The organism is Staphylococcus sp. GDY8P45P, assembly GCF_017892745.1.
In the GTDB taxonomy this organism is placed as follows: domain Bacteria; phylum Bacillota; class Bacilli; order Staphylococcales; family Staphylococcaceae; genus Staphylococcus; species Staphylococcus cohnii.
This window is the reverse complement of record NZ_JAESLS010000004.1, coordinates 483,204-501,505: the sequence shown is the minus strand read 5'-3', so window position 1 is coordinate 501,505 and position 18,302 is coordinate 483,204. Positions and strand designations below refer to the sequence as shown.

16 protein-coding genes are annotated in these 18,302 nt (G+C 31.4%); 5 read left to right on the top strand and 11 right to left on the bottom strand.

Going from position 1 to position 18,302, the window contains the following annotated elements; all coding sequences use genetic code 11:
• Positions 1–278 precede the first annotated feature (278 nt).
• Genes rpiB through KA873_RS02560 form a run of 4 tightly spaced genes read right to left on the bottom strand, consistent with a single transcriptional unit; the run spans position 279 to position 3,537 of the window.
• Positions 279–725: a ribose 5-phosphate isomerase B gene (rpiB, locus tag KA873_RS02575; protein ID WP_107384823.1), complete on the bottom strand. Its 447-nt coding sequence runs from the start codon at positions 723–725 to the stop codon at positions 279–281.
• A 36-nt stretch (positions 726–761) separates the two neighbouring features.
• Positions 762–1,394: a dihydroxyacetone kinase subunit DhaL gene (gene dhaL, locus KA873_RS02570; RefSeq protein WP_107384824.1), complete on the bottom strand. Its 633-nt coding sequence runs from the start codon at positions 1,392–1,394 to the stop codon at positions 762–764.
• A gap of 12 nt (positions 1,395–1,406) precedes the next feature.
• Positions 1,407–2,405, bottom strand: a complete 999-nt coding sequence (locus KA873_RS02565) for a dihydroxyacetone kinase subunit DhaK (RefSeq protein WP_107521349.1) — start codon at positions 2,403–2,405, stop codon at positions 1,407–1,409.
• A 49-nt stretch (positions 2,406–2,454) separates the two neighbouring features.
• Positions 2,455–3,537, bottom strand: coding sequence for an MDR/zinc-dependent alcohol dehydrogenase-like family protein (locus KA873_RS02560; protein ID WP_107385701.1), 1,083 nt, complete (start codon positions 3,535–3,537; stop codon positions 2,455–2,457).
• A gap of 174 nt (positions 3,538–3,711) precedes the next feature.
• On the opposite strand from KA873_RS02560, the gene KA873_RS02555 reads away from it, so the two are divergent.
• On the top strand, positions 3,712–4,473 hold the full coding sequence (locus tag KA873_RS02555; RefSeq protein ID WP_107504852.1) for a DeoR/GlpR family DNA-binding transcription regulator: 762 nt from the start codon (positions 3,712–3,714) through the stop codon (positions 4,471–4,473).
• A 101-nt stretch (positions 4,474–4,574) separates the two neighbouring features.
• Here the strand turns inward: KA873_RS02555 and KA873_RS02550 are convergent, their stop codons facing one another.
• The 4 genes from KA873_RS02550 to KA873_RS02535 all read right to left on the bottom strand — a co-directional run bounded on the left by KA873_RS02550 (position 4,575) and on the right by KA873_RS02535 (position 10,423).
• Positions 4,575–6,041 carry a Na+/H+ antiporter NhaC family protein gene (locus tag KA873_RS02550; protein ID WP_107504853.1) on the bottom strand — a complete coding sequence of 489 codons (1,467 nt, stop codon included), beginning with the start codon at positions 6,039–6,041 and terminating at the stop codon, positions 4,575–4,577.
• A gap of 29 nt (positions 6,042–6,070) precedes the next feature.
• Positions 6,071–7,402 carry an LLM class flavin-dependent oxidoreductase gene (locus KA873_RS02545; RefSeq protein WP_107384829.1) on the bottom strand — a complete coding sequence of 444 codons (1,332 nt, stop codon included), beginning with the start codon at positions 7,400–7,402 and terminating at the stop codon, positions 6,071–6,073.
• Positions 7,403–7,415: 13 nt separating this feature from the next.
• Complete coding sequence (locus tag KA873_RS02540; protein WP_107504854.1) at positions 7,416–8,414, bottom strand: MsnO8 family LLM class oxidoreductase; 999 nt, start codon at positions 8,412–8,414, stop codon at positions 7,416–7,418.
• A 341-nt stretch (positions 8,415–8,755) separates the two neighbouring features.
• Positions 8,756–10,423 (bottom strand): Na/Pi cotransporter family protein, encoded by a 1,668-nt coding sequence (locus tag KA873_RS02535; protein WP_107504855.1) that lies wholly within the window; start codon positions 10,421–10,423, stop codon positions 8,756–8,758.
• Between the two features lie 297 nt (positions 10,424–10,720).
• On the opposite strand from KA873_RS02535, the gene KA873_RS02530 reads away from it, so the two are divergent.
• Positions 10,721–11,659 (top strand): magnesium transporter CorA family protein, encoded by a 939-nt coding sequence (locus KA873_RS02530; protein WP_107504856.1) that lies wholly within the window; start codon positions 10,721–10,723, stop codon positions 11,657–11,659.
• 172 nt (positions 11,660–11,831) lie between these two features.
• On the opposite strand, the gene KA873_RS02525 is transcribed toward KA873_RS02530, so the two are convergent.
• On the bottom strand, positions 11,832–12,407 hold the full coding sequence (locus KA873_RS02525; protein ID WP_107504857.1) for a peptidoglycan recognition protein family protein: 576 nt from the start codon (positions 12,405–12,407) through the stop codon (positions 11,832–11,834).
• Between the two features lie 213 nt (positions 12,408–12,620).
• Between KA873_RS02525 and rsp the strand changes: the two genes are divergently transcribed.
• Together rsp and KA873_RS02515 are read left to right on the top strand one after the other, a co-directional pair.
• Positions 12,621–14,720, top strand: a complete 2,100-nt coding sequence (gene rsp / locus KA873_RS02520; RefSeq protein ID WP_210140151.1) for an AraC family transcriptional regulator Rsp — start codon at positions 12,621–12,623, stop codon at positions 14,718–14,720.
• Between the two features lie 146 nt (positions 14,721–14,866).
• Positions 14,867–15,208, top strand: a complete 342-nt coding sequence (locus KA873_RS02515) for a DUF4889 domain-containing protein (protein WP_107384834.1) — start codon at positions 14,867–14,869, stop codon at positions 15,206–15,208.
• 166 nt (positions 15,209–15,374) lie between these two features.
• Here KA873_RS02515 and KA873_RS02510 read toward each other — a convergent pair whose 3' ends face one another.
• Both KA873_RS02510 and KA873_RS02505 read right to left on the bottom strand, forming a co-directional pair.
• Positions 15,375–16,649, bottom strand: coding sequence for a cation:dicarboxylate symporter family transporter (locus KA873_RS02510; RefSeq protein ID WP_019468836.1), 1,275 nt, complete (start codon positions 16,647–16,649; stop codon positions 15,375–15,377).
• Positions 16,650–17,192: 543 nt separating this feature from the next.
• Positions 17,193–17,549 carry a DUF3139 domain-containing protein gene (locus tag KA873_RS02505; protein ID WP_107385348.1) on the bottom strand — a complete coding sequence of 119 codons (357 nt, stop codon included), beginning with the start codon at positions 17,547–17,549 and terminating at the stop codon, positions 17,193–17,195.
• Positions 17,550–17,828: 279 nt separating this feature from the next.
• On the opposite strand from KA873_RS02505, the gene KA873_RS02500 reads away from it, so the two are divergent.
• The gene (locus tag KA873_RS02500; RefSeq protein WP_107385347.1) at positions 17,829–18,269 is read left to right on the top strand and encodes a MarR family winged helix-turn-helix transcriptional regulator; all 441 of its coding nucleotides are present in this window, start codon (positions 17,829–17,831) and stop codon (positions 18,267–18,269) included.
• Positions 18,270–18,302 lie beyond the last annotated feature (33 nt).

Sequence of the window (18,302 nt, the reverse complement as noted above, 5' to 3'; positions counted from 1 at the left end):
TATATTATCAATAATATTAAATGAAATATACATTCACAATATAAATTTGATTTTGTCATTTTTTGGACAAATAATTGCAATTTAAATATTATTGTTTTAATTAATTAAAAACAAAATATTAGTTTATATTCCATTATTAAAAATATTTATAATGTATCGTTATTAAAATAACAAAGGACTAATCCGTCTGTCTGATACGGACTAGTCCTTTGTTTTATGAACGGGCTTTAAATCTCATATTATTACCAAGAAACCAATGAATTACACTAGAGTATAACTCATTGAAATTCATCTTGCTCAACTTGTACAATTTTATCTACTTTTCGTTGAGAGCCGCCTTCCCAACTTACATTCAAGTAAGCTTCAACATTCTTTTTAGCAACTTCTATACCGATTATTTGTGCACCCATTGTAAGTATTTGTGCATTGTTACTTAACTGGGCACGCTCTGCAGAATAATAGTCATGCGCCAAAGCAGCACGAATTCCTTTTAATTTGTTGGCAGTTATTGCCACGCCGATGCCAGTTCCACAAATAAGAACGCCACGTTCATTATCCCCTTGTTGAATACTTTTACCAACTTCAGCAGCAACATCTGGATAATCCGTTTCTGCACAATGATGACAACCAAAATCTTCTACTTCATGACCGAGTTTTTCTATATGAGCTTTCACTGCCTCTTTTAAATTGTAACCATTATGATCTGCACCTATTGCTATTTTCATGCTAACTCACTCCTCCTTATATATTTATCACTTAGCTTATACATATGATTTAAATGTATTTAACATCAGATACGCTGACATCGCACCAGGATCTACATGGCCTTGCGAACGATAGCCTAGCCTTTTGGAACGGCCCTTATTAGAAACAATATCCTTTGTGCTTTCCATACCTTTCTTAGCTTCTAGAAGTGCAAGCGCAAATGCTTCCTTGAAATTAATATTTTGAGATTTAGATGATTCTAATGAGAGATAAAATGGTTCAAGTGTATCAATCATCGTTTTATCACCTATTTCAGCTTTACCTCTAGCCTTAATTCCTTTACTGAATGCAATCCAAAATTGGTATAAGTCTGTATCATTCAGTTCAGTTTTATTTTTTACTGCAACTGCTGCCTTTAAATAACCTGAAGCATATAAAGGGCCAACAGATGAACCTACAGCATCTAAAAAACTTTTACCCACAGCAACACTAATTTTTGCAATATCATTTTGTGCCTGTAATTCGTTGTGAATTGTATCTTTTACAGCTTGATAACCAATATTCATCGTCACACCATGATCGCCATCACCAATTTTTCTATCTAATTCACATAGGTTATCCTTTTGTTCTTCAAACAACTCAGCTAACGCTAGGATGAATGATTTATATGTTTCACTTGTTAATGTCATAATAAATTCCCCCTAGACTTCCTTAAAGTTTGGACAATCGACAGGATGATCTATGCATGACTTTAATGTCTCGTCCAATTTCATCAACGTCACTGAGAAACCACCCATTTCCATTGATGTAATAAAATTACCCACATATGATTTATATGTCTTAATATTGTTTTCACTTAATATAGCATCAACTTCTTTATTGATAATATATAACTCCATTTGTGAAGTCGCACCTAAACCATTTACTAGGACAACTACTTCGTCGTCTGGTTGATAAAGTCCCTCTTTCAAAATATTTTTCATAATCACTTGGACGGTTTCTTGTGCTGTACGTATCGTTGTTTTTTCTATACCTGGTTCACCATGATGTCCTAATCCAATTTCCATCTCATTATCTTCAAGATCAAAACTTGGTTTGCCTGTTTGAGGTAAATAACAAGGGCTTAATCCAATACCCATAGAGCGTGTGTGATCATTAGCCAGTTGCGCAATACGACGGACTTCCTCTAAATCATATCCAAAATCTGCAGCAGCTCCAGCTGCTTTATAAACCAGTAATTCACCTGCTATACCACGTCTCTCTTCAATTTCCTTCGCTGAAGCGACATCATCGTTTCCTATAACAACTGCAGTTTCAATATCATCTTCAACTTCTGTCATTTCGCTGGCCATCTCAAAATTCATTAAATCTCCTGCGTAGTTTCCATAAATATATAACACGCCATGACTATCATGAATTTCTCTGGTAACAGCTTGTATAGGAATTGGTGAAGGTGAAGCAAATATATTACCTATTGCCACACCATCAGCCATACCTTGGCCAACATAGCCGATAAAAGCCGGCTCATGTCCTGACCCTCCACCAATTAAGACACTCACTTTACGATTGGGGTGGCGTTTTTTACCAATTAGTGCTCTTTGATGTAAGTTTGAACGTTTAATATATTCGGGATAAGCAATTAAATATCCAGCCATTAGTTCATCTATGACATTATCAGGATTATTAATCATCTTTTTCATTTATAGTCTCTCCTTTTAACTGTCTATGCTTATCTATCATTTCGCTGTTTTAAGGTACAAGTACAATTTTCAGTGATTTATCGCCTTTTTTCATTAATTCGAATCCTTCTTCAAATTCTTGAAGTGGTAATTGATGGGTCACTACACCATCAGTAGGGTAGTCGCCATTCTGTATACCATTTATCACAAGAGGATAACAATAAGGTCCTAAGTGACTTCCCATTAAATCTAGTTCTTTACGATCAGAAATGATGCTCCAGTCAACAGTTACTGGATCGCCAAATACAGAAAACTCTACAAATCTACCTAACTTCCTAATGGCACTTAAACCTTGTTCAACAGATTTAGGATGACCTGTCGCTTCAATATAAGTATCACAACCATAACCTTCCGTCATATCTTTGATTTCTTTTACCACATCAACTTTAGCTGGATTCATCACAATGTCTGCACCAAATTGTTTCGCTAATTCTAAACGGTCATCTTTCATATCTAGTACAACCAGAGTTTCAGCTCCTGATTTTTTAGCTGCTCCTATCATACCTAGACCCAATGTTCCAGCACCTGATAATACAACGAAATCCCCTAATTTGATGTTTGCACGTTGTACTGCATGTAAACTACAAGCATATGGTTCAATAAGAATTGCTTTTTCTATCGGTAAGTCTTCAGGAACTTTATAATTTATTGCTTCCTTAGTGAATTTCATGTATTCAGCCATACCGCCATTTACATTATTTTGGAAACCATATAAGTCGTGTTTTTCACACATCCAATACTCGCCACGCTTACAAAATCTACATTCCCAACAAGGTACAATCTGTTCGGAAATAACACGATCACCTATTTCAAAATCAGTCACATCTTCGCCTTTTTCAACAATACGTGCAATAAACTCATGTCCAGGTATCATCGGTGCTTTAATATAAGAAGGTTGTGTTTCATCGCCCCAAAAACTTGGTGCGCCACCATATGCTTTAATATCTCCTGCACAAATGCCACATGCTTCAACTTTTACAATAATTTCTTTTGAATTCTCAATTATCGGTGTATCTACTGTTTCATATTTATAATCCCCTGGCGCATATGCTACAACGGCATTCATTTTGTCTGGATAATTTTTATTTGTCATTTTCAACAACCCCTTCTTTTATTAGAAAACGCTTTCATTTATAAATACAATTCTAATATATATTTTCATTTCTTTCAAATATTTTTTCGTTTGTTTTCGTTTTGCTTTTATTTTGTTATTTTTATAAAAAATTGTGTTAAACTAAATCATGAGCATAAGGAGGTTGCGAATCATATGAAAATGTATGCAGATGAACGACGAGAGCACATATATACTTATATAAAGTCACATAAAAGAGCTACTGTAAAACAGCTTTCAGATTACTTAAGCGTGACAGAAGCAACAGTTCGAAGTGATTTAAGACTTTTAGAAAGTGAAAATAAGGTTACACGCACACATGGCGGTGCAAAAGTAAATGATACGATGACTTCAAAGTTAAACTTTTCTTACCGCTTAACACAAAAACATCGTGAAAAACATAAGATAAGTGAGTTTGCACTAAATAAAATAGAACCACAACAATGCATACTCATAGACGCAAGTTCAACAACGTATGAACTTGCAAAATTAATATCTGAAACTACCATGGAACTTACTATTATTACAAATGGGTTGGAAAATGCAGTACTTTTAAAAGAAAATCCTAACTTAACAGTGCTCGTAGTTGGAGGGTTTGTTTCTCAAGATTCAAACGCAATTACCGGAAACATTGATTCACAAATTTTAGAAATGTACCATATTGATTATTTCTTTTTATCTGCAAATGGTTTTACCTTAGAAAATGGTTTAACTGATTTTTCATTACCTGAAGTTCAACTCAAAAAGCAGATGGTTCAAGAAAGTGAAAAAGTAATTGCTTTGATAGATCACAGTAAGTTTGATATCTCATCTACTTTATCATTCGCTAAAATCACTGACATTTCTGAAGTTATAACAGATGAAGCACCCAATAAAAAATGGTTACAAAACACACCATTTAAATTAACTGTTGTTTAATAGCAAAATTTCACAAAATAAAAAGCTGTACCAATTAGGAAAAACATTACTCACCTAATTGGTACAGCTTATTTTTTACTTAAAATACTTATCCAATCATTTTATATACCACCTGTCCATCCAACAGTAGTGAAGATATACAACACAATTGAACCTACGATAATCCAGATTAAAAATAATGGCGCCATAAACTTAAACCAAGAACTAAAATTAGCTTTTGCAATAGCAATCGCACCAACTGTCGCACCTAAAGTTGGTGTGATTAAATTGCCTAATCCCCCACCAAAAGATAGTGAAGTTAACAGTATTTGATCATTCACACCAAGCGTATGTGTAACAGGTTGTAAAATTGGAATCATCACACTCATTAAACCTGAACCCGATGGTACTAAAAAGTTAAATACTGTTGCTACTAAAAATATTAATATTGAAACGACACCTGATGAAGAGCCATCAAGTTGTGTCGTCAATCCATTGACAATCGTACTTAAAATTTTACCCTTTTCAAGTATGACACTGATAGTATTTGCCATGATAATGGCAAAAGCTACAACTAACATTGGTTTTGCTCCTGCTAAAAATCCATCCACCATTTCACTAGATCGTTTACTTTTGACTAGATAAGCAAGCACAAAACTAATACCAAAAACAGTTATAAATACACCATTGCCATATTTCTCAGTCCAACTTAACATACCATTGCCTATCGCTAATACTATGGGTGTAAAAATCACTAATCCTACTACAACCAAATCTCTCCAATTAATTGTTCTATCTTTTAAATCAATTTCTGCAGTTGTTGTTTGTGTATCATTTTGTTGCCAAGATGTTGTGTTCATTAAACTTTTATTGGGTGATTTAATAACCCTTCTCGCATACCAGATAACATATAATAAAGTGACCAATAAAAACACTATGTACATAATTGCTCTACCGCCGTATCCAGAATATAAAGTGACCTCCGGATAAATGATTTGACCAATTTTAGCCATACCTGAAGGAGAAACTGAAAAGGCCATATACAAAGGTAGGAAGGTCATACCAAGGGCAATAATTGGATCTAATTTTAACCTATTCGCTAAAATTACACCGAGCGTGACAAAGACAATCATCTGATCGCCACCTACAAAAAATCCTATAAATGCCATTAAAGAAAATAATCCAATAATAAGAGGTAAAGCACCTGCATGTTCAAATCTATATATCATATAATTTGTTAACTTCGTCACTGAGTCCAATTGCAACATACCACCAATTGCCCCACCAACAAACAACAGTAAAGTTACAGTTTGAGCAGATTGTATACCGCCATTTAATATTAAGGTAATCGCATAAAACGGATTAACTGGATTTTGTGAAATAGCATGATAAGTTCCTTGTACAATCTCACCACTTTTTGTAGTATCAAATTCGCCAGCCGGAATGATATATGTCAATAAACATGCAAACATCATCATCATCAACATCATTAATAACACGTGTGGTAATTGGAATTTTCTTTTTTCTTTTATTTGCTCTTGTTCAACATCTACTTGCGAATGATGTGAAGTTGCACTATATTCAGACATTCTATTTCACTCCTTAAAATTCAATTAAATTAGTTATGCTCTACTTTTGTTCGACTATATCTATTTTCTTTAAAAGGAATACCAAGATGATCACGTAATGTACTACCTTCATAAGATTTTGAATAATAACCTTTTGACTCTAATATTGGTAACACTTCATTTAAAAATTCATCATATATTTCACCATAAACATGTGGACCAAAGATAAAGCCATCTGCTGCACCTTGTTCAAACCATTCAATTATCAATGCTGCTACTTCTTCATAAGTACCTGTAAATGGTGACTGTCTTACTGTTTCTTCTAGAGCAACTTCTCTTAACGTTAAATTTTGTGATTTTGCTCGCTCAGCAATCGCATCAGTCGTAGCACGAAAACTATTTTTCCCTACATCACCTAATTCTGGAAATGGTGCATCTAACTCATATTGACTAAAGTCATGATGATCATAATATCTTCCTAAGTAATCTAAAGCTTCCTCAATTGTCGCTAGTGATTTAAGCTCATTTAGTCGTCTTTCTACTTCGTCTTTATCTTTGCCAATGACTGGTGCTAACATTGGGTAAACTTTAACATGATCAGGGTCACGCTCAAATGCTTGGGCTTGGTTTTTAATACTGTCATAATTACTTTTCGCAATCTCAAGTGACTCACCTAGTGTAAAGACAGCATCAGCATATTTAGCTGCATAAGCTTGTCCCTTAGGAGAAGCTCCAGCTTGAAATATAACAGGTTGACCTTGTTCAGAACGACTTGCATTCAAAGGACCTTTGACTTGGAAATATTGACCTTTGTAATCTAATGTATGCATCTTACTTTTATCCACATATTCGCCTGACTCAACATCAAATGTAAATGCATCATCTTCATATGAATCCCATAAGCCTTGTACTACCTGGATATGTTCTTCAGCAATATCATATCGAATATCATGTTCTGGATGGTCTCCTTTGCTATAATTGTCAGCACTTCCAGCTAAAGGTGAAGTTACTACATTCCAACCTGCACGGCCTTTACTGATTTTATCAATGGTTGAAAGTTGTCTGGCCACTGTGAACGGCTCACTATATGAAGTTGAAATCGTACCTACTAATCCAATTTGACGTGTTATTGGCGCAAGTGCTGCTAAAAATGTTAATGGTTCATGTCTATCTAAAAAATGTGGTATTGATTTTTCATTGATATATAATCCGTCTGCTACAAAAACGAAACTAAAGCCAGCTTTTTCTGCTTTACGAGCAATATCAAGTTGAAAATCAAAATTTGTACTTGCATCACTTGGGACGTCATTTGATTTCCAAGCATGCATATGGCTACCAGGACCATTCAACATAATTCCAAAATCTATTTTTTTATTTGTCATTTTACCCCTGCTTTCAAATTCGTTTCTCATATACACGTGCTAGTTGCTCTACTGTTTTTAATCTTAATGAGTGGTTTTGTACTGGCATATGAAACATAAATTCATCAACTTGATCATCTATATCTAATTCATGAATTTGTTGTTTTATGGACTCAGCTGTACCATTAAATACTTCTATTTGTTGTTCTTCAATTTCAAAGGTTCTTGAACTTTGCTTTTTAAAATCATCTATTTGATGTTCGCTTGACACCGTTAATTTTTGACCGTCATCAAAGTGCAAAACATAATTTGTGCGTCCCTCTTCAATTAACGCGCTTTCTGCTTCACTATTCGATACAACAGCAGCTAAGGCTATAATTATTTTCCCTTCAGGATAAAATGCTTTATATGTACGAATTGCTTTGTGTAAAAGATCATTATTAGAATTCAAAAAATATGCATAAATAAAACCGACTTTTTCTTCTGCTGCAAAGCGTGCTGACCGTTCACTTCCTCCCAAAAGAAAAACATGCGGTTTCTCAATCTCTTTATTACGAATCGTTGTTTTTAAATTTGAATACGGATTTTCTTCAGGAAAGTTTTCATTATTAAATTGATTTAAAAGATGAAATTTATCATTGAAAGACATAGGTGCATTTTTAATATCTTCTTGCAAAGCTTGTGTCGCTAAAGGAAAACCACCAGGTGCTTTGCCTATACCTAAATCTACTCTTCCCGGAGCAATTTGGCTCATAAAATGAAACTGTTCAATCACTTTGAATGGACTATAATGCTGTAACATAACCCCACCAGAACCAACATTTATTCGACTTGTTTGGTTTAATAAATGTGTAACTAATATTTCAGGGCTCGTACCAACGACCTCTTGTATATTATGATGCTCTGCAACAAAATATCTTGTATAATTCAGGCCTTCTGCTAATTGCGCTAGTTCAACAGTTCTATTTATCCCTTCACTAACTGTTTCATTGTGATCTATTGGACTTTGATCAAGTATGCTAATAGATGTCATAAACAATCCCCCAATCGATTTCTGAAAATTATATTAGTTACAATCTTAGGCGCACTCTATCATTTTGTCAAGTATCCTTATCGATTTACTAAGGATTAAAAATGTATTCATTTTGATATGCCATTGTATTCCAAACTTTTGACAAATCATTTATCAATCGTACTGAAAAGTGCTATTTAAATACCTCTTATTTAATAAAAAAGAGCAGGATAATATCACTCTTTAGTAAAGTGATATTATCCTGCTCTAATTTGAAAGACTCGTCATAAAAACGATTCTTATTATGACATGACTAATTAAATAATATTAATTTTTGCATAAATTGTGGTTAAAATCATATTTTAATACGACCAACCTAAAGTATGTTCCACTTCATCATCTTCATTTTCAATATTGTCTATATCAATCATAGATTCTGAAATATTTCTAGAATGGTAACCAATACGTTCTAAGATAGCAATCATATCTAAATAAAGTAAGCCACCTTCTAAAGAACATTCTCCCGAACTTAAGCGCTTGATGTGTTTTTTTCTTAAATCATGTTCTAATGCATACGAATCATTACTCAAGCGAACGATTTCATCTTTTTTAACTCTGTCATATACGTTAAACATGTCAATTGTTTTTTCAAGTGACGCATCGACATGGTTATATAGCCTTTCAATACTTTGTTCTGCTTTTGCAGATATCTGAATTGATTCTGTTTCTTTTTTCTTTAAATCTAATAAATATGCTTCTGTTAAACTTGCTACTTTAATAAAAGTTCGATTAACATCGAATAACACTGACATTCTTTCTGCATCTTGTTTGGATATCTTCTTCTCTGAGATTTTTGTTAAATATTGCCTTACATTGTCATACATACTTTCGACAGCAGCATATTTTTGAAGTATATCTTTTTCTGTTTTATCGTCATAATGCTTAGCATGTCTGAACATATCAAATGTCATACGCCCTATATTTTGAATTTCATCTTGTGCTTCTTGTAACGCAATATTAGGTGCTCTGTTTATTAAATTTTTATCTAACATTCTTGGTTTATATTTTTCATTCAAATCTTCACCTGGTACTAACTTCGTCACAATCCATGCTAAGACGAAAATAAACGGTAATTGTATGATTGTGTTCGTCACATTAAATGTACCATGTGCAAATGCAATAACCATTTCAGGTTTTAAATTCATAACCCCTTGCATCCATTCAATAACTAGTTGATAGAGTGGCATAATTATTAAGAAAATAATAGCACCTATCACATTGAATAGTACATGGACAGCTGCAACACGTTTGGCAGCCAATGAACCTGCTAGACTGGCCAGCACCGCAGTGATTGTCGTACCAATATTATCACCTAAAAGTACAGGAAGTGCACCATGTAAACTAATTAAATCATTAGCGAAGAATCCTTGTAAAATACCAATTGTAGCACTTGAACTTTGTATGATAACTGTTAATAATGTTCCTGCTAACACACCATATATTGGGTTAGAAGACATATCTAACATAATTTGCTTGAACGAATCTAAGTTTGCTAAAGGTTTAACTGCACCACTCATTAATTCTAAACCATAGAATAATGCACCAAAACCAAATAAAATCATACCAACATTTTTCACTTTACGTTTTTGAATAAAGAAAATTAAAAATGCACCAATTGCTAAAATTGGTAGCGAATATTCACCGATATCAATACCTATAATAAATGCAGTAACTGTAGTACCAATATTCGCTCCCATAACTACTCCAATTGCTTGGCGCATAGTCATAAACCCTGCACTAACAAGTCCTATAGTAATTACTGTTGTGCCTGAGCTACTTTGAATTAATATCGTTACAATCATACCAGCCAAGACACCCATTAAAGGGTTACTTGTAAAAGTATTTAAAATGCTTCTTAATCTATCACCAGCTGCGGCTTGCAAACCGTCACCCATTTGTTTAATACCATATAGAAAAATACCTAATCCACCGATAAAGGTAAAAATTATCTCCATTACAGAAGAATCCATCGTTACACCTCTTTAAAATATTTGTAAACTATGTGAATTATAACTGATTTTTGTTAAGTTAATGTTAATTTATCATTAAAATTGCAAAGGATTTTCTCAACATTTCTGTAATCATATTTCACTGAAATATGCAAACCTTTCCAAATCCTATATCTACGCTGATTTAAAATATGCTATTTATAAATTACACAAATTTCTACCTTTAGCATATATTAAAATTAATGCAGAAAGATACTTGTCAACCGCTCTAATCTTCGCTAATATAATTAAGAATTTAATGAAGGGAAGGTTTGTATTGTGATCACTGCTTATAAACATACTCAAACACAAGAAATAATAACATCAACATTAGATGATGATGCTTCATGGATCAATGTTGTAGACCCAAATTGGGAAGAAATAGAACATTTAATAGATTTATACCATTTACCTGAAGATTTTATTAGAGACCCTCTAGATACTGAGGAAAGTTCTCGTGTTGAATACGATGAAGAAACGGGCTATTCCCTTATAATCCTTGACCTGCCAGTTGTTAATGATACAAATCTTAATGTACTCTCATTTATAACAATTCCTTTAGGTATAATAATTGGTAATAAGAAAATATTTACTGTATGTAATGTTGAAAATGAGTTTCTTGAAAAATTTAGCCATCAAAATCTAAATTTACATTTTCATAGCCGATTTGCGCTTAATATATTATTAACGATTGCAAATCATTATAATAGAAACCTTAGGTTATTAAATAAGACGAGGTTACGTATAGAACGTGATTTAAAAAATAATGTGACAAACAAGCAACTATATAATTTAATGGAAGTTGAAAAGAGCTTAGTTTATTTCTTAGCTGCTTTAAAAGGTAATGAAACGATAGTAAAAAAACTCTTTAGATTGCCTGCAATCAAACGTTTTGAAGAGGATGAAGATTTACTGGAAGACTTAGTCATAGAAAATAATCAAGCACTAGAAACCACAAGATTATATACTGACATATTAGAAAGTATTACTACTTCTTATGCATCACTACTTTCAAATGAAATGAATAATACAATGAAAACATTGACGCTATTTACCGTCTTTTTAACATTGCCAACTTTAGTATTCAGTTTTTTTGGTATGAATGTACCACTACCTATTGATGAACATAGTTATATCTCTTGGGTTATTGTAATCGGTATTTCATTAGTTATCGTTTCATTTGTGGGCGCATTTCTATGGAGAAAGCAAAAGTTTTGAAATAAGACGTACACATACACGCAAGTCACCATATATTAAAAATGAGAATGCATGATCATTATGCTTAAAACAAAGGACGCTACCATTTGATATGGTAGCGTCCTTTGTTTTTTCAAATTGTTTTAACGACATCTAAAAATGAATACTAACTTACTTTAATTTGCTAATGACACTAACCTATAGACTTCATATCTTCTTTAGTAATATCATCATAATAATATTTTATTTTATAGATAAAATAATCTTTTAACCTATTTACGTTTGACAAAGTGTTTGAGGCTTGTTGCAAATGAATTAACCATGATCTAGCTGGACACTCAGTATCATAAAATTCTTTATGAATTCTCACTGTTTCTCTATTAACAGGTAATTGATATTTCTTTAAAATTGCAGCAGCTAACCAGAAACTAACTTCTTCCACCTTCATAAATGCACTATCCGTTAAGACGCCATTTATTTTAGACTGACATCTTTCGATACCAATATAATGCGTATTGGCGAATGTATTTCCACAGTGCCATTCAGTATATTGTGTCGGGTGAAACCAGTAGCAAGTGTCTTGATCAATGTAGACGCTCGCCCATCCTTTTTCTAATTCATTTTTTTTAATTCGATTATTTAACCATGTAATATAATTTTGGGCTGTATAATTTTCGGCATCATCGTGTAGAACGACACCTAAAATATCCTTTTTTAGTTCAGTGATTTTATCGTCTATTTTGTAATAATTAGAGTATATATGTTTCATAAATTCCCTTCTTTAATACTTAAATTTTTGTGTCAGAAGTTCGTTTAATTTATCTGCTTTAAATTTAATGATGTGCACAATTTAATTTTCTTAGTTGAATTAGGGCTTAAAATAAGAAAATAGTTATATTTAATATATTAATATTCACAACTATTTATTATATAATGTAATTTAGTCAATATAACAATACGTTATCAGGAGTTGCTAGATAGAATGGAACATGCCACATTATGTATCCACGATTTTTTAACTACAGATACTCAACGTTGTATCAACCAAGTCATACTATTATTTTCTTTAAATAGTAAATTGAATATCAATATCAATGGTAAACAAACTTCGATTGAAAACAATATCGCTATCATCAATCACAGTGATCTATTTTGTATCACTCACGCAGAACAACTTGTTGAACTAAAAATACCAATACAACAAATCATCCCGCTTAACCAATTATTTTTTAATTGTTACTATGATGCAAAAGCATTGAACGCTCAGGCGTATTTAAAGCAAATAATTTTAAGCATGATTAAAAAGTTAAACACCATAAATTCAACAGAATTACCTCAATTAACTGAGCTTATTTCTACCTTAGAGCATGAAGCTAAAAAAATATCTGAACATGTATATATACCAACAATTCATTGTGAAAATGAACTTTTAAATAAAATATCAGAATATATCCAAACTCACATTACACAACATATCATGTCCAAAGAAATTTCTTCAATTTTTTATATATCTAGTTCATACATATCAATTTTATTTAAAAAATATTTAGGTATTAGTTTTAAACATTATATTACAAGTTTAAAAATTGCGCTTTCACTTGATGAACTTATTAATAGTAACAACACAATTTATCTTATTTCTGAAAATATGGGTTTCAACCATTATGCTAATTATACGCATCAATTTAAGTCATATCTCTGTTTAACACCGCTTGCGTATAGAAAGAAACTTAATATAATGCAGAACAAGCCAATTACGTTATTAACTACTGATATAAGTGGATACTCACACTATTTCAAAACTCACTTAAACAACCATACTCAAACGATTGATAATGAAATTATCAATTTAGATCACTTAGAGTACAATGACTTGGCAAAACAACCTACCATCTTTATTCATATTGATAACCTTATGGATATTATTCAAACAAATTTAAACCAAAAACTTAATTTTAGTGATCTTACAAACTGCTATTTACTTATAAATAATGTGAGTAATCTAGCATCAACTTCACTTAATTTAAATGGTATTGTCAATTTTATCGACGCAATTTTTTCAAACTGTATGGGTGTGGTTATTAGAATTAAATCCAAGCAAGAATATGAACAAATAGAACAGGTTATTTCTCAATTTATAATATTCAAACCTAAATATTATACTCATGATAATATGTATAACTTTATGATTCTCTTTGATTCAGAATACTTAAAGTTAAATGATATTAACCGCTTATACATCAAAGCTAGAAGTTTAAATATAAATATCAAATTAGCAATCAACGTTGAGGGGGTATTAACCCAAACTCAAAGTCTTAAACACACTTTTACGCTTTTACATAGATTTAATTTCGACTTTAATTTTATTGATGTAGAACGTAATGAATTACGCGCAATGTTGTTAAAGCATAGCCATCAATTCAATAACGTATCAAGTTATAGTGATTATTATAATAAATTCATCACACTCTCTAAGCTACAACCCAATAAATGTGTATATTCAAAACTTACTAAAAATCACTTCACTCAATATAATCAAAAAGCACCTTTAGGAATAACAGAAATTATGCAACATACAATACAATTGATTAAAAATGGTTCTGCTGTTGGCTATGAACTAATGGACAAAAGTATATCCGATGTTGCGTTAATGAACCAACATGGAATATATGAACCCATTGTTTATATATTCCAATTCTTAAAGCCATTTTATGGAAAAACAATACTAATACAACCCAATTATTTAATTGCAAAAGAAAAACAATGCACACATTTACTTTTATTCAATTCCAATACACATACAATGTCAAACAAGCGAAAGTTTACATTAAAACAACAAACAATTACTTCAAAATTAATTTTATTTATACGCACGTTAAATAGAGAACATGGTTTTATAGATTATGCATTACCACCTATTTTTAATAATATTTTTATTGAACAAACGCTTTTAAAAAATATTGAACGGTCAAATATGCCAAAATCAGAATTACGACATACTACCTATCCTCACACACCTATAGAATTTGATATTGACCGTGATGAAGTAAAATACATTCGTATATCACCCGCATGTAAATAATCATGTAGCACATCCACGTCATTTAAAAAATAAGTACATATTAGCACAATTTAATTTAAAAGTTTTGTCATCGCTTATACTTCAATTGCATTATGCTAAAATTTCAGATATAACTGAATAAAAGGTATATAAAGGAGAATCTAATTTTGAAAAATAAAATGTTTGCAATTGTTATTAGTGCTGTAATGGTTATCGTAGCTATTATCTTAGTTATTATGATGGTTTCAGGCGGCCAAAAAGAGACATACTTCGGCTACATGAAGAATAGTACAACTGCTGAAAAAGTAGTCAGTGAAAAAGACCATAAAGTAGAAGAAAATGTCAAAATACCTTCTAAATCAGGTTTCAACCCTAAAAAGGGTGATTTTGTAAAACTAATTAAATCTGAAGGTGAAGACACTTATAGTAAAATGGAAGTCGTTGATCACGATGACATTCCTCATGGTCTAATGATGAAGATTCATGATATGGACATGAAAGGTATGTAAAATAAGTAACTTCGAATAAAAATTCAGTCCCACAAGCTTTTATAGGAAATGCTTGTGGGGCTTTTTTTCGTCTTATATTATTACCCTAATCTAACATTATTTATAAAAAAGCACTGAATAGATTTATTTTCTATTCAGTGCAAAAATGTCAGAATTTCAATTTAGTTTATATAGATTTCAGGTATGCTTGACCTTTCTCTTTGTCATAAGCATTTTCCCATTTTGCGATAACAATGGTAGATAATGCGTTACCTAATACATTCACACAAGTTCTTACCATGTCTAATAGTCTATCCACACCGATAATCAGTGCTAAACCTTCAGCCGGTAATCCCATTGTTGTCAATGTTGTAATAAGTACTACAATTGATACCCCTGGTACACCTGCCATACCTTTTGAAGCAACCATTAAGGTAACCATTAACATAATTTGTTGCCCAATTGACATATCGATGCCATACATCTGTGCAACGAATAAAGCAGCTATTGATTGATATAATGCAGATCCATCGAGGTTAAATGTATATCCAATAGGTACTACAAATGATGTAATGTCCTTTGGAGAACCAAAGTTTTCCATTTTTTTCATTATTATTGGTAGCACGGATTCAGAACTTGACGTTGAAAATGCTAATACGAGTTCATTTTTCAATATTTTAATAATAGAAAAAATACTAATTCCACATAATCTTGCTACAATACCTAATACCACGATAATAAAGAATATCATTGCGCCGATAACTACTAATAGTAATTTTAATAACGGTATTAATGCTGAAGCACCAAAAGTCATAATTGTCGTACAAATAAATGCGAATACACCAATAGGTGCTAATTTCAATATTTTATTAATCATCCAAAATACAGCTTCTAATGAACCACTTAAAACAGCTTTCACAGGTTCTGCTTTTTTGCCAATTGCTGATAAAGCAACACCAAAGAATACTGCAAAGAATATGATTGGTAGTAATTCACCTGAAGTCAATGCCTCAAAAAGATTTTGAGGCACTATGTTTACAATTGTATCGATAAAGTGATTTCCATATGTAGATGATTCAGCAGCTTTTGCTGATGATTCATATGTTGAAATATCACCTTTGGGTAATTTATCTGGATCTAAACCTTTCCCTGGTTTAAATATATTTGCAAAAAGTATGCCTAGTCCTATAGCTATTGTTGTTATAATTTCAAAATATAAAATTGTTTTAAAACCGTAACGCCCCACTGTTTTAGATTCACCTACATTTGATATAGATAATGCTAGTGAACAAAAAACAACTGGAATTACAATCATTTTTATTAAATTCAAGAAGACATCGCCAAAAGGCTTAATGTAATTTGCAATTTCGTCGTGTCCATAAAGTAATAGACCTACGATAACACCTAATACCAACGCGATAATAACTTGCATTGGTAAACTGATTCTTCTTATAATTGCCATGATGTTTCTCCCCTTCTTCTGACATTGCTTAATTATATCAAAATAATTTTTATATAGATATAAATTTTTTCAGCAAAAATAGTTGTTATTACACTTAATTTTTATTTTTACTCATTTTATATATATATAAGTAACATAATTATTTTGACAAATACACAAAATTGCAGTTAAAGACTATGATATGGCGTTATTAAACCTTACTACAAGCCTGATATAATGTTGTAATAGGATATAAAATCACTACTCTTTTAACTAATTTTATATTTGAGTAACATCAACAATCGCTATTAATTTTTATATTCATTTTACTTCAATTGTGTATGAATTATTATATTATACTGTCATTAATTCAGATGTGATAATAAGTAAGACACTATGCTATTGTTTTTGAGTTTTAATATAGTAAAGCATATGTTAAAACACATACATTAAAATATATTTAATACAAAAATGGCTGATGCCATATGTATATACGGAATCAGCCAACATGATATTGATTTGCTTTAGTTTATAAAATGATAACATCACTAAATAATGAGTTATTTAATCTTTAGGTTTATATTTCTCTTTAAAAGCATTATGTTTTGCATCTTTTACATTTTTCTTAGTTTCTGGATCAAAACCTTGCACTAATATACCTTTATATGTACTAATTGGTTGCACAACATAAGTATGTTCCGAATCATCTTTAAACTTAATTTCTTTATAATATAACCCTTTTTTAGCACTATATAATGTTTTCTCTGTTTTAATTTTCTCAGTTAAATGGTTTTCATCCATGTAATTATCAACTAATTCTAAATTTTTGTGACCTTGATATGTTCTTAAACCAAAGAAAAAAGCTACGGCCAAAATTAACGAAATGATTAATAGTCCCAGTATTTTCAAAAACGTCTTCATTATTTATCTCCTTTTAAGTAAAAACAATCATAATAAATACTCTATTGTTAATCCTCATACTCTTAAATTTCTAGACTACTTATTAAAATTCATAATATTAGTATTATGAACGATAACAAATAAATTATAAAGTATTAATACCTTTTGTAACAAAATGTTCTTAAATTTCCACTTATTCACAATGATATATATTATAAAAATATTATGAATATGGACACAACAGTTCCTTGACAATGTACTTTGTTCATAATAAGGTTAAATTTCAAAAGGGGTGATTAAATGGAGGACAAAGTAAGTTACTTAGAAGAACAACTGTGCTTTCTATTTTACGTTTCTTCAAAAGAAATTATAAAAAAATATACTTCATATTTAAAAGAGCATGACCTAACATACACTGGTTATATCGTTATGCTCGCCATTAAAAAAAATGAAAAGATAAACATTAAAACACTTGGACAACGTGTTTATCTTGATTCCGGGACACTAACACCTTTACTTAAAAAATTAGAAAAAAAAGGTTATGTTAGTAGAACACGTGAAATTGATGATGAACGTAATTTACAAATTGCGCTTACAGAACAAGGTGCAAAAGTTCAGGATTCATTATCCCATGTGTCCAAAAAAGTTTTTAGTGAATTTGATATGGATATCGATGAAGCCATTCACTTAAAAGAAACACTACAAAATTTTGTAAATAAACATTTCACTAAAGAAATTTAATATATTAAGAGGTAAAGCTACGTTTAAAGTGTG